This is a genomic window from Capnocytophaga sp. FDAARGOS_737 (assembly GCF_009730375.1).
GTDB classification, from domain to species: domain Bacteria; phylum Bacteroidota; class Bacteroidia; order Flavobacteriales; family Flavobacteriaceae; genus Capnocytophaga; species Capnocytophaga leadbetteri.
In genome coordinates, this window is sequence record NZ_CP046316.1 from 1,691,402 (window position 1) to 1,706,920 (window position 15,519).

Genomic DNA, 15,519 nt, shown 5'->3' on the forward strand with positions numbered 1-15,519 from the left:
CTTATTCATTAAGAAAATGAGTTTAAAAAGTAAATTAAATACATTAAAAGAAAAGTATAAAGGAACGAAGATGGAGACAACTTTCAACGCGCTCCACACATTCCTCTATACGCCTAATGAGGTAACCCACGGGGGTACCCACATTAAGGCTGCTGACGACCTAAAACGAACTATGAATATGGTGGTAATGGCACTTATTCCTTGTTTGATTTTCGGTATTTTCAATGCTGGCTATCAGCACCAAGTCGCTTTCGGAACGATTGAACCTCAGGCGGGTATGGCTTTCTGCAGCGGCGATTTCTGGAATTGGGCTAACTTCAGTATTGGTATTACTAAAGTACTTCCTTTAGTGATAGTATCATACGTGGTAGGTTTGGGCATTGAGTTTATCTTTGCTACTATCCGCAAACACGAAGTAGAAGAAGGTTATTTAGTAACCGGTATGTTAGTACCTCTTATCGTACCTATTGACATTCCTCTTTGGATGCTAGCTGTAGCTGTAGCTTTTGGGGTAATTATAGGTAAAGAAGTATTCGGTGGTACAGGTATGAACATCTTGAACCCAGCACTAACTATTCGTGCGTTCTTATTCTTTGCTTACCCAACATCTATGACAGGTGATAAAGTATGGGTAGAAGGAGCCGTACAACGCGCTAAAGACATAGCTGCTGGCGCTAATTTAGATGCCGTATCAGGAGAAACAGTTTTAGGTAATTTAGCACAAGGACAAACGGGTACTTACCAAGTATCAGACCTGTTTTTTGGTTTTATACCAGGTTCAGTAGGTGAGACCTCTACCCTACTCATTATCTTAGCTGGTCTATTCCTTATTTATACCAAAATTGCTTCTTGGCGTATAATGGTAAGTATGTTTGTAGGTGCTTGGGTAATGGGTGCTATCTTCAATTGTTTAGCCCCAAGTATGGAAGGTACACAGTTTTACGCTTTGTGGAGCTTACCTGCATATGAGCACTTACTTATAGGTGGTTTGGCTTTCGGAGCTGTATTTATGGCTACCGACCCTGTAACAGCAGCACAAACCAATACAGGTAAATACATCTATGGATTCTTAGCAGGTTTTATAGCGATTGCTATCCGTTGTTTCAACCCTGCCTACCCAGAAGGTGTAATGCTTGCTATCTTATTGATGAACGTATTGGCACCTACTATCGATCACTTCGTAGTACAAGCCAATGTGTCTCGTAGAAAAAAACGTTTAAAATTATCAACTGCTAAAACCGCATAATTATGGCAATCAAGACAGAAAGTAATTCGTATACAGTGATTTTCGCCATTATAATGGTGGTAATCGTAGGTGCGTTACTCGCTGGTATCTCGTCAGCGTTAAGTAGCGATATCAGCAACAATAAAAAGTTAGAAAAGAAACAGAATATCCTCTACGCTATGGGCGTAAATCACAATGAAGGCGAGCTCGGAGGAGGTAAAGTAGAGTTTCTTTCTACTACCGATGCTGAAAAAGAGTTTCCTAACTATGTGAAAGAGCAATACCTTATCAAAGGAAATACCGCTGAAAAAGTAGAAGGTGCTAATGACCTTATCAACTTCAACGGTCATCGTGAAGGTTTACCTCTTTACGTAGGTGAAAAAGATGGAGCTACCCTCTATATAATTCCCGTAAGCGGACGTGGTTTGTGGGATGCTATTTGGGGATATATAGCAGTAGATAAAGACCTTATCGTACGTGGTGTTTTCTTCGACCACAAAGGTGAAACCGCTGGTTTAGGAGCTAACATCAAAGAACGTTTCTTTATGGACGACTTTATTGGGGAACATTTATTGGATGCGGCAGGTAACTTCCAAAGCATTCAAATTTCAAAAAGTAATGGTGACCCTGAAAATAAACGTAAAGAAGATGGGAAAATTGATGCTATTGCAGGAGCTACCCTTACTGGTAATGGAGTGCAAGGGATGATAAGCGATGGCATAGAGCCTTATATATCCTATATTAAAAGTTTAAACAAATAAGAGACTATGGGACTATCAAAAAAAGATACAAAATTAGTAACTGACCCTCTATGGGATAACAACCCCGTAACAGTACAAGTGTTAGGTATCTGTTCAGCCTTGGCAATTACAGCTCAGCTGAAAGCCGCTATCGTAATGAGCCTTTCATTTACCTTTGTGCTTGTAATGGGTAACGTAACCATTTCTTTGCTTAGAAATGTGATTCCACCAAAAATTCGTATCATCGCCCAGCTGATAGTGGCTGCTGCCTTGGTAATCGTAGTGGACTTTGTTCTGAAGGCTTATGTATACGACCTTAGCAAACAGCTATCTGTATACGTAGGGCTTATCATCACCAACTGTATTTTGATGGGGCGCTTTGAGGCATTTGCTTTGGGTAACCCTCCAGGAAAATCGTTCTTAGATGCTATTGGTAACGCAGGTGGTTACTCTATCGCCTTACTTATCGTAGCTTTCTTCCGCGAACTATTAGGTTCTGGTACTTTGCTAGGTTTCCAAATATTAGGAGACCCTATCAAGAAAACAGGAGTTTATGCCTTAGGCTACGAAAACAACGGTTTTATGTTGTTAGCTCCTATGGCTTTGGTAACCTATGGTATAGTAGTGTGGGTACAGCGCTCACGCAACAAAGCCTTAATAGAAGACAGTCATTAATCATTTAAAAAGAAAAGAAAATGTTAGAATATTTAACACTGATTTTTAAATCAATATTCGTAGAGAATATGATTTTCGCTACCTTTTTAGGTATGTGTTCGTACTTGGCTGTATCTAAAAAAGTGTCGACTGCTATAGGATTAGGAGCTGCCGTAGTATTTGTACAAACCCTAACAGTACCTATGAACTGGCTACTCAATGAGTATATACTCAAAGAAGGTGCTTTGCGCTGGTTGGGTGAAGAATATGCTAATTATGACTTGAGCTTCCTTACCTACATTTTGTTTATCGCTACTGTAGCTACAATGGTACAGTTGGTAGAGATTGTAGTAGAGAAGTTCTCACCATCATTGTATAACTCATTAGGTATCTTCTTGCCTTTGATAGCTGTAAACTGTGCTATCTTAGGAGGTTCACTCTTTATGCAATCGCGTGCTGAAGTGATTCACTCATTCGGGCTTTCAGTAGCTTACGGGGTGAGTTCAGGATTAGGTTGGGCTATCGCTATCTTGGCGTTGGCAGCTATACGCGAAAAGATACGTTATTCACACGTACCAGCTCCTTTGCGCGGCTTAGGTATCACTTTCATCACCACAGGGCTTATGGCTATTGGCTTTATGAGTTTTGGTGGTATGCTAACAGGTGGTAGCAGCAAAAAAGAAGAGCCTAAGAAAGAAACCACTATCCAACAAGAAGTTAAAACTGATAATTTAGCCAATAACACAAAAGATTTAAGCAATGATATTAGCAAGTGAAATATTAACAACTATTGCAGTAACGGTAATAGGGTTATTAGTAATAATCCTTCTGTTAGTAGCCGTTTTACTATATGTAAAGCAGAAACTAACCCCATCCGGCCCTGTAAAAATCACTATCAATAAAGATAAAGTAATAGAAGTGCCTATCGGTGGTTCATTGCTTTCTACTTTGGGTAACGAGAAGATTTTCTTGCCATCAGCTTGTGGTGGTAAAGGGTCTTGCTTGCAATGCGAATGCCACGTATACGAAGGGGGTGGCGAAGCCCTTCCTACTGAAACCCCTCACTTTACCAAAAAAGAACTTAAAGAGGGAGTACGTTTGGCATGCCAAGTGAAAGTAAAACAAGATATGCAAATAGGCGTACCTGAACAAGTATTTGGTATCAAAAAATGGGAAGCTAAGGTGGTAAGCAACTACAACGTTGCCTCTTTCATCAAAGAGTTTGTGGTAGAAATCCCTGAAGATATGGACTACAAACCAGGTGGATATATACAAATAGAAATCCCTGCTTGCGAGGTAAAATACACTGACATCGACATCACTGCACACCCTAAAGAACACCCAGGTGAGCCTGATAAGTTCAAAATGGAATGGGATAAGTTCAAACTATGGCCTTTAGTGATGAAAAACCCAGAACCTGCAGAGCGTGCTTACTCTATGGCTTCTTATCCTGCTGAAGGACGTAGAATTATGCTAAACGTACGTATCGCTACACCTCCGTTCGACAGAGCTAAAGGTGGCTGGATGGATGTAAATCCTGGAGTAGCCTCATCATACATTTTCTCTCGTAAACCAGGTGATAAGGTTACCATTTCAGGCCCTTATGGTGAGTTCTTCATCAACGAGTCTAATGCCGAGATGCTTTATGTAGGGGGAGGTGCAGGTATGGCACCTATGCGTTCGCATTTGTATCACCTCTTCAAAACCCTAAAAACCAATAGAAAAGTTACTTATTGGTACGGAGGTCGTTCAAAACGCGAATTGTTCTATGTAGAGCACTTCCGCGAATTAGAGCGCGAGTTTCCTAACTTCAAATTCTTTATCGTACTTTCTGAACCGCTACCAGAAGATAACTGGAAAGTGAAGAAAGATATCAATGACCCTGAAGGTGATGGATTCTTAGGATTTGTACACAATGCTGTAATCGAACAGTATTTGAAGAAACACGATACCCCAGAAGATATAGAACTGTACTTCTGTGGTCCTCCGATGATGAACAAAGCTGTTCAGAAAATGGGACAAGACTTTGGTATGCCTGACGAAAACATTCGTTTTGACGACTTTGGTGGTTAATCACCTTTTTCATATAAAAATCCGACTTAGTAATAGGTCGGATTTTTTATGATATAGATAAGGTTTCTTTTCGTTCTTTTATAATTGTGGGGTGGGTGATAATTTCTAAACTCATAAATTTATCTACCGAATTAATACCAATATTTAAAAGTCCTTTTCCTTCATTGATATAATAATACCATATTTTTCGTTCAGTAAAAAGGTTTTCATCAATACAGAAAGGAGTGCCTAAGGTAGATTTAACAAGATGACCATCATCTCCAAAACGAATAGGAATACACAGTGTTCGTAAAATATGATTAGCCATTTCAGTAAGTTCTTTATGTAGTAAAATATCATCAAAACTGATAGCAGAAACAATATCACTGTTTCTTTCCTTAAAGCAGATAATATAATATCCAAAACAATCAGCTATACCTCCTACACCAGCATAATCAAAAGGCATAGTTTCAACAGAAGAAATAAAATTAGTAAGACTGAAATCTTCGATGTTTATATTCATAAATGAGTTATTGTTTCCTATTAGAAGATTTTTGAGTGCAAAAATAGGAATAATTGCTAAAATTAGAGAATATTTCAAAAAATATCGTACCTTTGTCATTATTTTAAATCATAGTGTTATGAAAAAGATATTTGCAATTCTTGTATGTGCCTTAGTGTCGTGCTCCAATCCAGAAGAAGCAATAAAGGCTTATCAACAACAAAAAGACAGCATAGGTTTACAATCAGCTGAGAAACAAAATGAACTCTTAGGACAAGCTCCTATGGCTTTTAAACAAAGTATGCAGGCAATAGCCCAACAATACGGCAAAATACTAAAAAACTTGCCAGCAGATTTCGCAGCTAAAGAAGAGAAAACTAACCGCTATCAGCAGCTGGCTATAGTATCGGAATATTTGTTGAATCACCGCAAATATACCGAAGAAGAAGCTCCGGTTATCAATGAGTTGGAAGACTTGTGCGCTACAGTAGATTTAGACAATGCTACTGATTTTAACGATTATCCTGAGTATCAAACTTTAGTACACAATATTTTTAAGCTACATATCTACTCTTATAAAGTACAATATGAGTTTGATGACCCTTGGGGAAAGATTTTACCTGACTTCAAAACAATTAAATCAGAAAACATCAAGCAAGCACTAGCTCCTTTGCTCATAGAAGGGGTTTCACCTACTTCAGCAGCTACTACTAACGAAGAATTAATGGCTTTAATACCACAAATAATAAAGAACACTGAGCTTCTACAAGAACTCAACCAACATATAAACTTAGTTAATAAACTTAAATCAGGGCAACCTTTCCCGCCTTTTGAAGGAGTAGTAGATATGAATGACAAGCCCATAAGTTTTGAGCAACTAAATCTAAAAGGAAAAATGCTCTTCATCGATATTTGGGCAACTTATTGTCCTGATTGCAGAAAAGAACTCCCTGCTTTAGAAACCTTACAACAAACTTATAAAGGTAAACCCATTACTTTTGTAAGTATTTCGGTAGACCGCGATAAAGAAGCGTGGAAAACAATGGTAAAAGAGAAGAAACTAAGCGGTATTCATCTCTATGCTTCACCAGAAACAAAAGAATTATTCAAAAAACTATATGATTTGCGAAGTATTCCGCGTTATATGTTAGTAGATAAAGAAGGTAGTATCATTTCTATCAATGCTCCAATGCCAAGTAAAGATACAGCATTAGAAAGCCTCATTAACTTATAAGATAAAATTTTAGGAAATATTTTTGGTCTTTAACAAAATATTTTGTAATTTTGTTGCCGAAAAATAAGTTTATAATCATAAATAAACCAACAGCTTTATGAAAAGATTGTTACTTTTATGTGGAATATGTTGTTCTACATTTGGTTTTGCACAAAGCAAACCTAACATTGTACTCATCGTATCTGATGACCATTCTTATCAAACCATTGGGGCTTATAACAATGGGCAAACCGATGCTACCCCTGCTATTGATAAGTTAGCTAAAGAGGGAGTTACTTTCAACAAGGCATTTGTAACCAACTCTATTTGTGGCCCTAGTAGGGCTTGTATCTTAACGGGGAAATACAGCCATAAAAACGGATTTATGGATAATGAAACCTCGCATTACAACTCGTCTCAGCAGCAGTTTGTTAACCTTCTACAACAAGGTGGCTATCAGACCGCTTGGATAGGTAAATATCATTTAGGCGATGACCCTAAAGGCTTTAACTTCTTCAAAATATTGGTAGACCAAGGCAGGTATTTCAACCCCGACTTCATCATTGAAGGCAAAAAACGCGTACGCGAGCAAGGGTACGTGAGCAATATCATAGAAGACGAAGCAGAAAAATGGCTTGACAGACGGGATATGAACAAACCTTTCTGTTTAGTAGTAGGACACAAGGCTGTACACCGCACTTGGATGCCTGACCTACCTGAATTAGGAGCTTATGAGCATGTCAATTTTCCTCTACCTGATACTTTCTTTGACGATTATGCTACACGTGTACCTGCAAGTTTGCAAGAAATGGCTATTGGAAAAGATATGCGTATGGGTTATGACTTAAAAATGTTTAAAAATGAGAAAGATGTAGCACAAGACGCTAACTTCTCTCGAATGACAGCTGCTCAATTTGCTGCTTATAACGATTTTTACAATCCTATCAGAAGTGAATACTTCAAGGAAAACCTCAGCGGAAAAGAATTAGCAAAATGGAAGTTCCAACGCTATATGCGCGACTATCTTTCTACTGTAAAATCAATGGATAAGAACATAGGGCGTATGCTCGACTACCTTGAAAAGCACAATTTAAAAGATAATACTATTATCATCTACCTTTCAGACCAAGGTTTTTATATGGGTGAACACGGATGGTTCGACAAGCGTTGGATGTATGAAGAGTCTTTCCGTACTCCTATGATAGTTTCATACCCTAAACTCTTCCCTAAAGGCACTACTAACGATGATTTTGTATTAAATATCGACTTAGCTCCTACTTTCTTAGAATTAGCAGGAGTGAAAGTACCTGAAGATATACAAGGTAAATCTTTCTTGCCTTTATTTGCTAAAAAAGCAAAACCTATCCGTAATCAGTTGTTCTACCACTATTACGAAAATGGAGAGCACGCTGTATCACCACATTTTGGGGTTCGTACTGAGCGCTATAAACTTATCCGTTACTACAAACGTTGTAATACTTGGGAATTATTTGACCTTAAAAAAGACCCCAAAGAATTGCAAAATGTATACGGACAAAAAGAATATCAGAAAATCACTAAAGAATTAGAAAGCTTACTGCTAAAAGAAATTCGCGATAAGAAAGATGATCTTGCTGAAAAAGTATTCTTCAACAAAGAATTCCCAACACAAAAATAACTATGCAGCGACAGTTTTTACTCTTGTTATTTCTATGGGTATGCGGCAACGGATATGCTCAGACCTTAGATTCTATTTTTGAAAATCCGGCAGTACAAGAAATAAACCGGATGCCAATGCATGCCTCTTATTTTCCTTTTGAAGAAATAAGTAAAGCAAAAAATGGCTTGCCTTCTAATTCTACACGCTATTTAAGTTTGAATGGTGAATGGTCATTCCTTTGGAAGAACGATTATAAGCAACTTCCTAAAGATTTCTATAAGAAAGATTACAAGGAAGAAAAATGGGATAAAATAACTGTACCTGCCAATTGGGAAATGAAAGGTTATGGCATTCCTATTTACGTAAATGCTTCATATGAGTTTAACCAAAAAAATCCCACTCCTCCTGATATTCCTGATGATTTAGCTCAAAATGCAGGTGCATATCGCAAAGTATTTGAGCTACCCTCTACTTGGAAAGATGAAAAGGTTTACCTACATTTAGGAGCTGTAAAATCAGCATTTAAACTCTATATCAATGGTACTTTTGTAGGTGTTGGCAAAGACAGTAAGTTAGCTTCAGAGTTTGATATTACACCTTATCTGACCTCAGGAAAGAACCTTATAGCTATGGAGGTAAGACGATGGACGGATGCTAGTTACTTAGAGTGTCAAGATATGTGGCGTTTTTCGGGTATTTCACGTGATTGCTACCTATATATGCGCCCTAAAACACACTTTTATGACCTTAATATACAATCAACCTTAAGCAATAATTACGCTGATGGGCGACTCATTGCTTCGGTAGAGGTGTGGAATGAAACCATTCAAGATAAATCAAAATATCAAGCGGAACTATCTGTATACTACAAAGATAAGCTACTTTATCAGGAGAAGAAAAATACTACAGCCTTAAAAAGAGCTTTTGGCAAAACAGAGTTACAATTTCAAGCAGACTTTCCACAAGTGAAAGCGTGGAGTGCAGAGTTGCCCCACTTATATAGGTTACAAATGGTGTTATACGATGCTGAAGGCAAAGTAAAAGAAGTCATCAGTCGTCCTATAGGTTTTAGAACTGTAGAAATAATAGGAGCTAACTTATTAGTAAATGGGAAACGCATCTTGATAAAAGGTGTAAACCGACACGAAACTGATCCTTATACAGGTCAAGTAATATCGAGGGAGAGTATGGAAAAAGATGTAATGCTAATGAAAGCACTCAACTTTAATGCAGTACGTACTTGTCATTATCCTGATGATCCTTATTTCTATGACCTATGCGACCAATACGGACTTTATGTAATGGATGAGGCTAATGTAGAAAGCCACGGAATGCATTACGAAGTGGATAAAACACTTGCTAACGATACCAAATGGGAATATGCCCACCTATTGAGAATGCAACGAATGGTGATGCGTGACAAAAACCACCCTTCTATTATCATTTGGAGTATGGGCAATGAAGCTGGCAATGGATGGAATTTCTATAAAGGCTACAGAATGATGAAAGGGTTAGACCCTACTCGTCCTATCCATTATGAGTTAGCTCATTACGATTGGAATACCGATATTGAATCGCGTATGTACAGACGTATTCCTTTCCTATTAGAGTATGCTTTGAGTCATCATCAAAAACCTTTCTTACAATGTGAGTATGCACACGCTATGGGCAATAGTTTAGGAAACTTCCAAGAATATTGGGACGTTTATGAGCATTATCCTAAGCTACAAGGCGGTTTTATATGGGATTTCGTAGACCAAGGTATATATAAAACACTACCTAACGGGAAGAAAATACTGACATATGGAGGAGATTATGGGGATAAAGATACCCCAAGCGACAACAACTTTCTTATCAATGGAGTTATAGCTTCTGATAGAAGTTTACACCCACATTCTTACGAAGTACGAAAGGTACAACAAGAAATAGGATTTCAGTACAAAAATAATTTACTTACCCTGCGTAATAAGCACTTTTTCAAGGATTTGTCAAATTATGAAATACAATGGAAGTTACTAAAAGAGGGTAAAGAAGTACAAAAGGGTAGTATCACCGACCTTGTAGTTTTGCCTCAAACTGAAGCTACTATTATAATGCCCAACTTATTGGTAGATAAACAAGCCGAGTATATACTACAATATATTGCTACTTTGAAAGAAGATGAGGGATTATTAAAAAAAGGAACTGAATTAGCCTTTGCTGAGTTTCCTTTGACAAGCTATCAGCCAGCAAAAGTAGAGGAGGATAGCACTCCTATTAATATAGAAGAAACATCTACTTATATCTTGCTAACAAACAAGAATTTCAGTGCTAAAATTGATAAAACAACAGGTAAATGGACTTCTTTCAAAATAAAAAAAGAAGAACTTTTTGCTGCTGAAGGTTTAGAAGTAAACTTATGGCGACCAGGTACTGATAACGACTTTGGTGCTGGGCTTCCTAAGAAATTACAACATTTACAAAACGCTGATAGTAAAGCAAAAGAAATAAAAGTTAGTGTTGAGACTCTACCTTCAGAACAAGTAAAGGTAACCATTCAAAAACAATTAGTAGATGGAAGTATAGCATACAAACAAGAGTTGCTTTTTAATGGAAAACCTTTCGTAATAGTAAGCAATACTTTTAAGCCTTTAAAAGATGATAAAACACTTACCTTTAAAATTGGGAATCACCTTACTCTATTGCCTTTTGAACGCATTCAATGGTATGGAAGAGGTCCGTGGGAAAGTTACCAAGATAGAAAAACCTCTTCTTTAATAGGACTATATGAAGGAAGTATTGAAGCGCAAGCACATCCTTATGTACGTCCACAAGAAACAGGAAATAAAACAGAGGTGCGCTGGGCAAAACTAATGAAGAAAGGTGTTACTCTTGCTATATATAGCACTGACAAGTTGCTAAATGTAAATGCTTTGCCTTATACCCCTGAGCAATTATTCCCTGGTATTGAAAAAGGACAAACACATTCAGGTGAACTTACTCTAAGCAAAAACACTCATTTAGACATTGATTTACAACAATTAGGTCTTGGAGGAGATAATAGTTGGGGCAATCTACCTATGGAACAATATTTATTGTATTTGTATAGACCTTATAGTTATTCTTACAGATTAGTTGCTGAATAAATTATTATCTTAACTCTATTCCCTAAAATTTAATATGGGGGTATTTCATAGTAAATACCTCCATTTTTTGTTGCAATTGTATTAAAAATTGCTGATGTTTTTCTGTATCAGGGTTAAACGGACGATGTAGAAGGGCCTTTTGAATACTTTCTGCTTGCTTCATATCCATTTGAGTAGCTGTATCTATATAACTAGCCACCAAGCGCTCCCATATATAATTTATTGCCATTTCTGAAGGATGCACCATATCATTAGCATAAAATCGATAGTCACGAAGTTCATCTAAAAGCAACTCATAAGCTGGAAAATAAGTATAATAACCAGAAGTAATTAGAGGATAAAGCGCCGAGAAAAGTTGCGACTTACTTACTTGGTTTTCTAAAAAACCATCTTTAATATGCCGTACAGGAGAAATAGTAATAACTAAGTGTATTGAAGGATTAATTTGCTTTAGCAATTGAGCTATACGAGTAAGACTCTCTCCTATTTCTTCCATCGATAGAAGCCTTTTAGAAAAATGTTGTTGAGGAAGTTTATGGCAGTTAGCTACTATTCTATCAGTACTATTATAGATATATACCCAAGCTGTACCAAGTGTAAGAAAACAGAAATTAGCTCTATGCAATGTATCATAAAGCAATGTCTGTTGCCTGTTAGCTAAAGATATTGACTCTTTGAGTGAAATATGACTCATATCCGAGTGAAAATCAAAACTATGCCATAGTTCATTATGAAGAAAAAAGTCTTCAGCTACATAAGGTATTGACTGTAGAGCTCGAGTTATAATATTCTCAATAGCGAAAGGATGAAAAAGAATACCAAAGGGATTAAGTGTTATCGGAAACTTGTAATAAGCAAACTTTTCACCCATATTCACAGCAAAGCAGGAGCCTAAACTCACAATACTACTATGATAAGTAATAGAAGTACTAACCTTGGAAATAGGAATAACTGTTCTAAAATCCACTGATATAAAAATTTATAAGTTTTGACGCTCAAGGTCTAATAAAAACTTCTTTCTATCAAGACCTCCTGCATAACCTGTAAGCGTTCCATTAGTACCAATCACACGATGGCAAGGTACTATTATAGAGATACGGTTCTTCGCATTAGCATTAGCTACTGCTCTTACCCCTTTAGGATTGCCTACTGCTATTGCCTGCTCTTTATAAGTACGAGTCTCTCCATAGGGTATTGTTTGTAGTACTCTCCACACTTCTTCCTGAAAAGAAGTACCGATAAGCTCTATAGGAAGCGTAAATTCCTTTCTTTCTTTAGCAAAATATTCGTTCAATTGGTGTGCTAATTCTAAAAGCAATGGCGTATCTTTCTCCTCATCATCAGTAATTTTAAAATGTTGCATTGCTATAGCTTGGTCTATTAGTAATGTTTTGCTATCGAAAAAATCAAGTAAGCAAATAGCCTCATCGGTTGCCATTGCTATCATCTCTCCTATTGGAGTTATAATTTTCTTTTTATATAGTTTCTTCATTAACAGTTTTTCAATAATATCTCATTTCTAACTTATAAAACTCTGCAGTGCCAATTCGTAACTCTTCATACCAAAACCTACTATGCACCCTTTCACTACTGGCGATAGATACGAATGATGTCTAAAAGCCTCACGAGCAAAGGTATTTGATATATGCACCTCTACCACTGGTGTAGATACTGCTTTTACTGCATCTGCTAATGCCACTGAGGTATGTGTATACCCTCCTGCATTAAGTATGATGCCATCATAAGTAAAACCTATCTCGTGTATTTTATCAATAAGCTCCCCTTCACTATTGCTTTGAAAATAATGTAATGTTACTTCTGGGTATTGAGTTTGAAGTACTGCTAAATAATCTTCAAAAGTCTGACTCCCATATACTTCTGGTTCTCTTTTACCTAAAAGATTGAGATTTGCCCCATTGATAATCATTATTTTTTTCATATCTTATCTTTCTTCTTTATTTATTACCTCTCTCACTTTATTTAAAATTGCCTCTATCGTAATCGTCTCTATTGCTTTATCATACCCTTTAGGATATTTTTTACCATAAACTGAAGTAGGAACAAGAGGAAAACGTGTTCTATCTGCCAAAAGAGCATTCTCCATTGGCTGGGCATACGGATAAAAACCAGCGTATGGATGGGTTACCCCCCAAATAGTAATCGTTGGCACTCCATACATAGCCGATAAATGCGCATTACCGCTATCCATAGCCACCATTACATCTAAGCGCGAAATAAGCTCTAACTCTTGCTTAAAAGAGAGCTTACCTACCATATTCTCAGCATTAGGTAAGCATATTTGCTTTACTTTTTCCTCTTCTTTCTTTCCTCCTCCAAATATATATATTTTACCATTAGGATATTGTACTGAAAGTTGCTGAATCACTTCACACATCTTCTCAAAAGGGTACTGTTTCCCCTCATACGAAGCAAAAGGAGCCACCCCTATATTCACTGTTTCACTTAACATTCTTTGTACTGTTTCACTTATATCGGGAGGTGAAAGCAGATAATCTTCTGTTAGATCTATAGGGAATCCCAAAGTAGCAAACACATCAGCATAACGCTGATAAGAAGGCTTTAGAGGGTGAAATGACTTAAAACGGTAACGAGTAAGTGCCTGTTTTTCTATGCGCCCCTTATTTATTTGGGCAAAAGGTATCCCACTTCCTTTGAAATACAATCTCAAAATATTAGTACGCAATACGTTATGAATATCAGCCACTCCATCTATTCCTTTAGCTTTCAACTCCTTATACAGTCTATAGAGTCCGCATAATCCTGCGTGTTTGCCATTTAGCTCAGGCGAAAACACTTCCAAATTAGGAATATGTGCAAACATAGGAGCAAAGAGTGGACGCGTAACATACGTAATTTTCACCTCTGGATATTGGTCAGCAAATGCAGTTACTATGGGTACACTGATAGCTACATCTCCCATTGCTGACATTCTAAAAATAGCGATATGTTCCATTTTGTTTTGGTATTAAATATTTTATTGTTACTTTTGGCAGCTGAAAGACACCTACTTGTAATCAAAAAACAGGGTTAACTATAGTGCAAATGTAGTAATTATTTTTTAATTTTTATATATTATGAAGCATTTATTTTTAGTTTTTTTTATTGCTCAATGCATCTGGGCGCAAGAGCCAAGTGTTTTTGACTTTTCTAAGAGTCTACGCATCGACTTCAATTTGCTTACCGACGCCCAGCATACTGAAGTACTTTTTCAACAACTGAAGAAAGAACCATATTGGGGTGGCCCCACTCATCAGCTTATTGCACCTAACTGGGGTAGTTTCCGATTGCTGGTATTAGATGGTTCAAAAATCGTCTTTTCAAAAGGTTTTAACTCACTTTCTAACGAGTGGGCTGCTATCGATGAGGCTAAAAACGAAAAACGCCTCTTTTATCACGCTATTCAAATCCCGTTTCCTAAAAAAACGCTAAGGGTACAGATTGATCAACGTGACCGTGAGGGTATTTTTCACCCACTTAGTAGCTGCGAAATACGTCCTGACGATTATTTTATTAAGGTAGAAATGCCTATCAATTACCCTTCAAAAGACCTACTAATAAACGGCTCCCCTTCTGAAAAAGTAGATTTGGTTATTCTTGCAGAAGGTTATACAGCTGCCGAAGCCGATAAGTTTTATGCTGATGCCCAGCGTATGACCGACTATATGTTCACCATTCCTCCTTTCGACAAGCTCAAAAAAGACTTCAACGTACGTGCTATAGCAGTACCTTCTGCTGAAAGTGGCACTGATGTACCAGGTAAAAACATTTACCGAAACACAGCGTTCAATTCTTCTTTTTATACTTTTAATCAGGAGCGTTACCTCACTACCAACAGTCTGAAAGAAATAGCTGATGTAGCGGCTGCAGTACCTTATGACCAACTATATGTATTAGTCAATACCCCTATTTATGGCGGAGGTGGTTTTTACAATCATCTTAATTTAGGCACTGCCGACAACGAACTCTCTGAAAAGGTGTATATACACGAGTTTGGACACGGTTTTGTGGGACTTGCCGATGAGTATTACTACGATTGGGATCCTACTTTTCAGGATATGTACAATCAAAAAATAGAACCGTGGGAAGAAAACATCACCACTTTAGTTGATTTTGGTAGTAAATGGAAAGATATGGTGCAGAAAAATACGCCTATCCCTACCCCTCGTACCAAAAAATACCAAAAAGTAGTAGGTGCTTTTGAAGGAGGAGGCTATACCAGCAAGGGGGTTTATAGCCCTATGCAAGACTGCCGTATGAAGTCTAATGAGCCTAAAGGTTTCTGCCCTGTCTGCGAAAGAGCCATACAGAAAATAGTCAATTTCTACACCAAATAAAAACAGCGTACAAA

14 protein-coding genes are annotated in these 15,519 nt (G+C 37.3%); 9 read left to right on the forward strand and 5 right to left on the reverse strand.

Annotated elements, in window-relative coordinates:
- The first annotated feature begins 16 nt into the window (after nt 1–16).
- From FOC45_RS07650 to nqrF, 5 genes are read left to right on the forward strand one after another with little or no spacing between them, the layout of a single operon-like run.
- Nucleotides 17–1,246 carry an NADH:ubiquinone reductase (Na(+)-transporting) subunit B gene (locus tag FOC45_RS07650; RefSeq protein ID WP_009391315.1) on the forward strand — a complete coding sequence of 410 codons (1,230 nt, stop codon included), beginning with the start codon at nt 17–19 and terminating at the stop codon, nt 1,244–1,246.
- A gap of 2 nt (nt 1,247–1,248) precedes the next feature.
- Complete coding sequence (locus FOC45_RS07655; RefSeq protein ID WP_009391314.1) at nt 1,249–1,986, forward strand: Na(+)-translocating NADH-quinone reductase subunit C; 738 nt, start codon at nt 1,249–1,251, stop codon at nt 1,984–1,986.
- A gap of 6 nt (nt 1,987–1,992) precedes the next feature.
- Nucleotides 1,993–2,640, forward strand: a complete 648-nt coding sequence (locus tag FOC45_RS07660) for an NADH:ubiquinone reductase (Na(+)-transporting) subunit D (protein WP_009391312.1) — start codon at nt 1,993–1,995, stop codon at nt 2,638–2,640.
- Between the two features lie 20 nt (nt 2,641–2,660).
- Complete coding sequence (gene nqrE, locus FOC45_RS07665; protein WP_009391310.1) at nt 2,661–3,395, forward strand: NADH:ubiquinone reductase (Na(+)-transporting) subunit E; 735 nt, start codon at nt 2,661–2,663, stop codon at nt 3,393–3,395.
- Entirely contained in the window at nt 3,379–4,692 is a 1,314-nt protein-coding gene (gene nqrF / locus FOC45_RS07670) for an NADH:ubiquinone reductase (Na(+)-transporting) subunit F (RefSeq protein ID WP_009391308.1), read from the forward strand. Before nqrE ends, nqrF begins: the two co-directional genes overlap by 17 nt.
- Nucleotides 4,693–4,738: 46 nt before the next feature.
- Here nqrF and FOC45_RS07675 read toward each other — a convergent pair whose 3' ends face one another.
- Nucleotides 4,739–5,194: a hypothetical protein gene (locus FOC45_RS07675; RefSeq protein WP_009391303.1), complete on the reverse strand. Its 456-nt coding sequence runs from the start codon at nt 5,192–5,194 to the stop codon at nt 4,739–4,741.
- 118 nt (nt 5,195–5,312) lie between these two features.
- Here FOC45_RS07675 and FOC45_RS07680 point away from each other — a divergent pair, with 118 nt between their 5' ends.
- The 3 genes from FOC45_RS07680 (at nt 5,313) to FOC45_RS07690 (ending at nt 11,150) form a co-directional block, all read left to right on the forward strand.
- Entirely contained in the window at nt 5,313–6,407 is a 1,095-nt protein-coding gene (locus FOC45_RS07680) for a TlpA disulfide reductase family protein (protein WP_034539911.1), read from the forward strand.
- Between the two features lie 97 nt (nt 6,408–6,504).
- Nucleotides 6,505–8,043, forward strand: coding sequence for a sulfatase (locus FOC45_RS07685; RefSeq protein WP_009391302.1), 1,539 nt, complete (start codon nt 6,505–6,507; stop codon nt 8,041–8,043).
- A 2-nt stretch (nt 8,044–8,045) separates the two neighbouring features.
- On the forward strand, nt 8,046–11,150 hold the full coding sequence (locus tag FOC45_RS07690; protein ID WP_009391301.1) for a glycoside hydrolase family 2 TIM barrel-domain containing protein: 3,105 nt from the start codon (nt 8,046–8,048) through the stop codon (nt 11,148–11,150).
- Nucleotides 11,151–11,172: 22 nt separating this feature from the next.
- Here the strand turns inward: FOC45_RS07690 and FOC45_RS07695 are convergent, their stop codons facing one another.
- Genes FOC45_RS07695 through FOC45_RS07710 form a run of 4 tightly spaced genes read right to left on the reverse strand, consistent with a single transcriptional unit; the run spans nt 11,173 to nt 14,124 of the window.
- Nucleotides 11,173–12,117: a GSCFA domain-containing protein gene (locus tag FOC45_RS07695; protein WP_155846651.1), complete on the reverse strand. Its 945-nt coding sequence runs from the start codon at nt 12,115–12,117 to the stop codon at nt 11,173–11,175.
- Between the two features lie 12 nt (nt 12,118–12,129).
- Complete coding sequence (locus FOC45_RS07700; RefSeq protein WP_009391299.1) at nt 12,130–12,642, reverse strand: methylated-DNA--[protein]-cysteine S-methyltransferase; 513 nt, start codon at nt 12,640–12,642, stop codon at nt 12,130–12,132.
- A gap of 27 nt (nt 12,643–12,669) precedes the next feature.
- On the reverse strand, nt 12,670–13,089 hold the full coding sequence (gene aroQ, locus FOC45_RS07705; RefSeq protein WP_009391298.1) for a type II 3-dehydroquinate dehydratase: 420 nt from the start codon (nt 13,087–13,089) through the stop codon (nt 12,670–12,672).
- Between the two features lie 3 nt (nt 13,090–13,092).
- Nucleotides 13,093–14,124 carry a glycosyltransferase family 9 protein gene (locus FOC45_RS07710; protein ID WP_009391297.1) on the reverse strand — a complete coding sequence of 344 codons (1,032 nt, stop codon included), beginning with the start codon at nt 14,122–14,124 and terminating at the stop codon, nt 13,093–13,095.
- Nucleotides 14,125–14,245: 121 nt separating this feature from the next.
- Here FOC45_RS07710 and FOC45_RS07715 point away from each other — a divergent pair, with 121 nt between their 5' ends.
- Nucleotides 14,246–15,505, forward strand: coding sequence for a M64 family metallopeptidase (locus FOC45_RS07715; RefSeq protein WP_009391296.1), 1,260 nt, complete (start codon nt 14,246–14,248; stop codon nt 15,503–15,505).
- Nucleotides 15,506–15,519: the final 14 nt, after the last annotated feature.

Coding starts and splice junctions, on each gene's coding strand:
- FOC45_RS07650 (WP_009391315.1), top strand. CDS start 17: ATGAGTTTAAAAAGTAAATTAAATACATTAAAAGAAAAGTATAAAGGA.
- FOC45_RS07655 (WP_009391314.1), top strand. CDS start 1,249: ATGGCAATCAAGACAGAAAGTAATTCGTATACAGTGATTTTCGCCATT.
- FOC45_RS07660 (WP_009391312.1), top strand. CDS start 1,993: ATGGGACTATCAAAAAAAGATACAAAATTAGTAACTGACCCTCTATGG.
- nqrE (WP_009391310.1), top strand. CDS start 2,661: ATGTTAGAATATTTAACACTGATTTTTAAATCAATATTCGTAGAGAAT.
- nqrF (WP_009391308.1), top strand. CDS start 3,379: ATGATATTAGCAAGTGAAATATTAACAACTATTGCAGTAACGGTAATA.
- FOC45_RS07675 (WP_009391303.1), bottom strand. CDS start 5,194: ATGAATATAAACATCGAAGATTTCAGTCTTACTAATTTTATTTCTTCT.
- FOC45_RS07680 (WP_034539911.1), top strand. CDS start 5,313: ATGAAAAAGATATTTGCAATTCTTGTATGTGCCTTAGTGTCGTGCTCC.
- FOC45_RS07685 (WP_009391302.1), top strand. CDS start 6,505: ATGAAAAGATTGTTACTTTTATGTGGAATATGTTGTTCTACATTTGGT.
- FOC45_RS07690 (WP_009391301.1), top strand. CDS start 8,046: ATGCAGCGACAGTTTTTACTCTTGTTATTTCTATGGGTATGCGGCAAC.
- FOC45_RS07700 (WP_009391299.1), bottom strand. CDS start 12,642: ATGAAGAAACTATATAAAAAGAAAATTATAACTCCAATAGGAGAGATG.
- aroQ (WP_009391298.1), bottom strand. CDS start 13,089: ATGAAAAAAATAATGATTATCAATGGGGCAAATCTCAATCTTTTAGGT.
- FOC45_RS07710 (WP_009391297.1), bottom strand. CDS start 14,124: ATGGAACATATCGCTATTTTTAGAATGTCAGCAATGGGAGATGTAGCT.
- FOC45_RS07715 (WP_009391296.1), top strand. CDS start 14,246: ATGAAGCATTTATTTTTAGTTTTTTTTATTGCTCAATGCATCTGGGCG.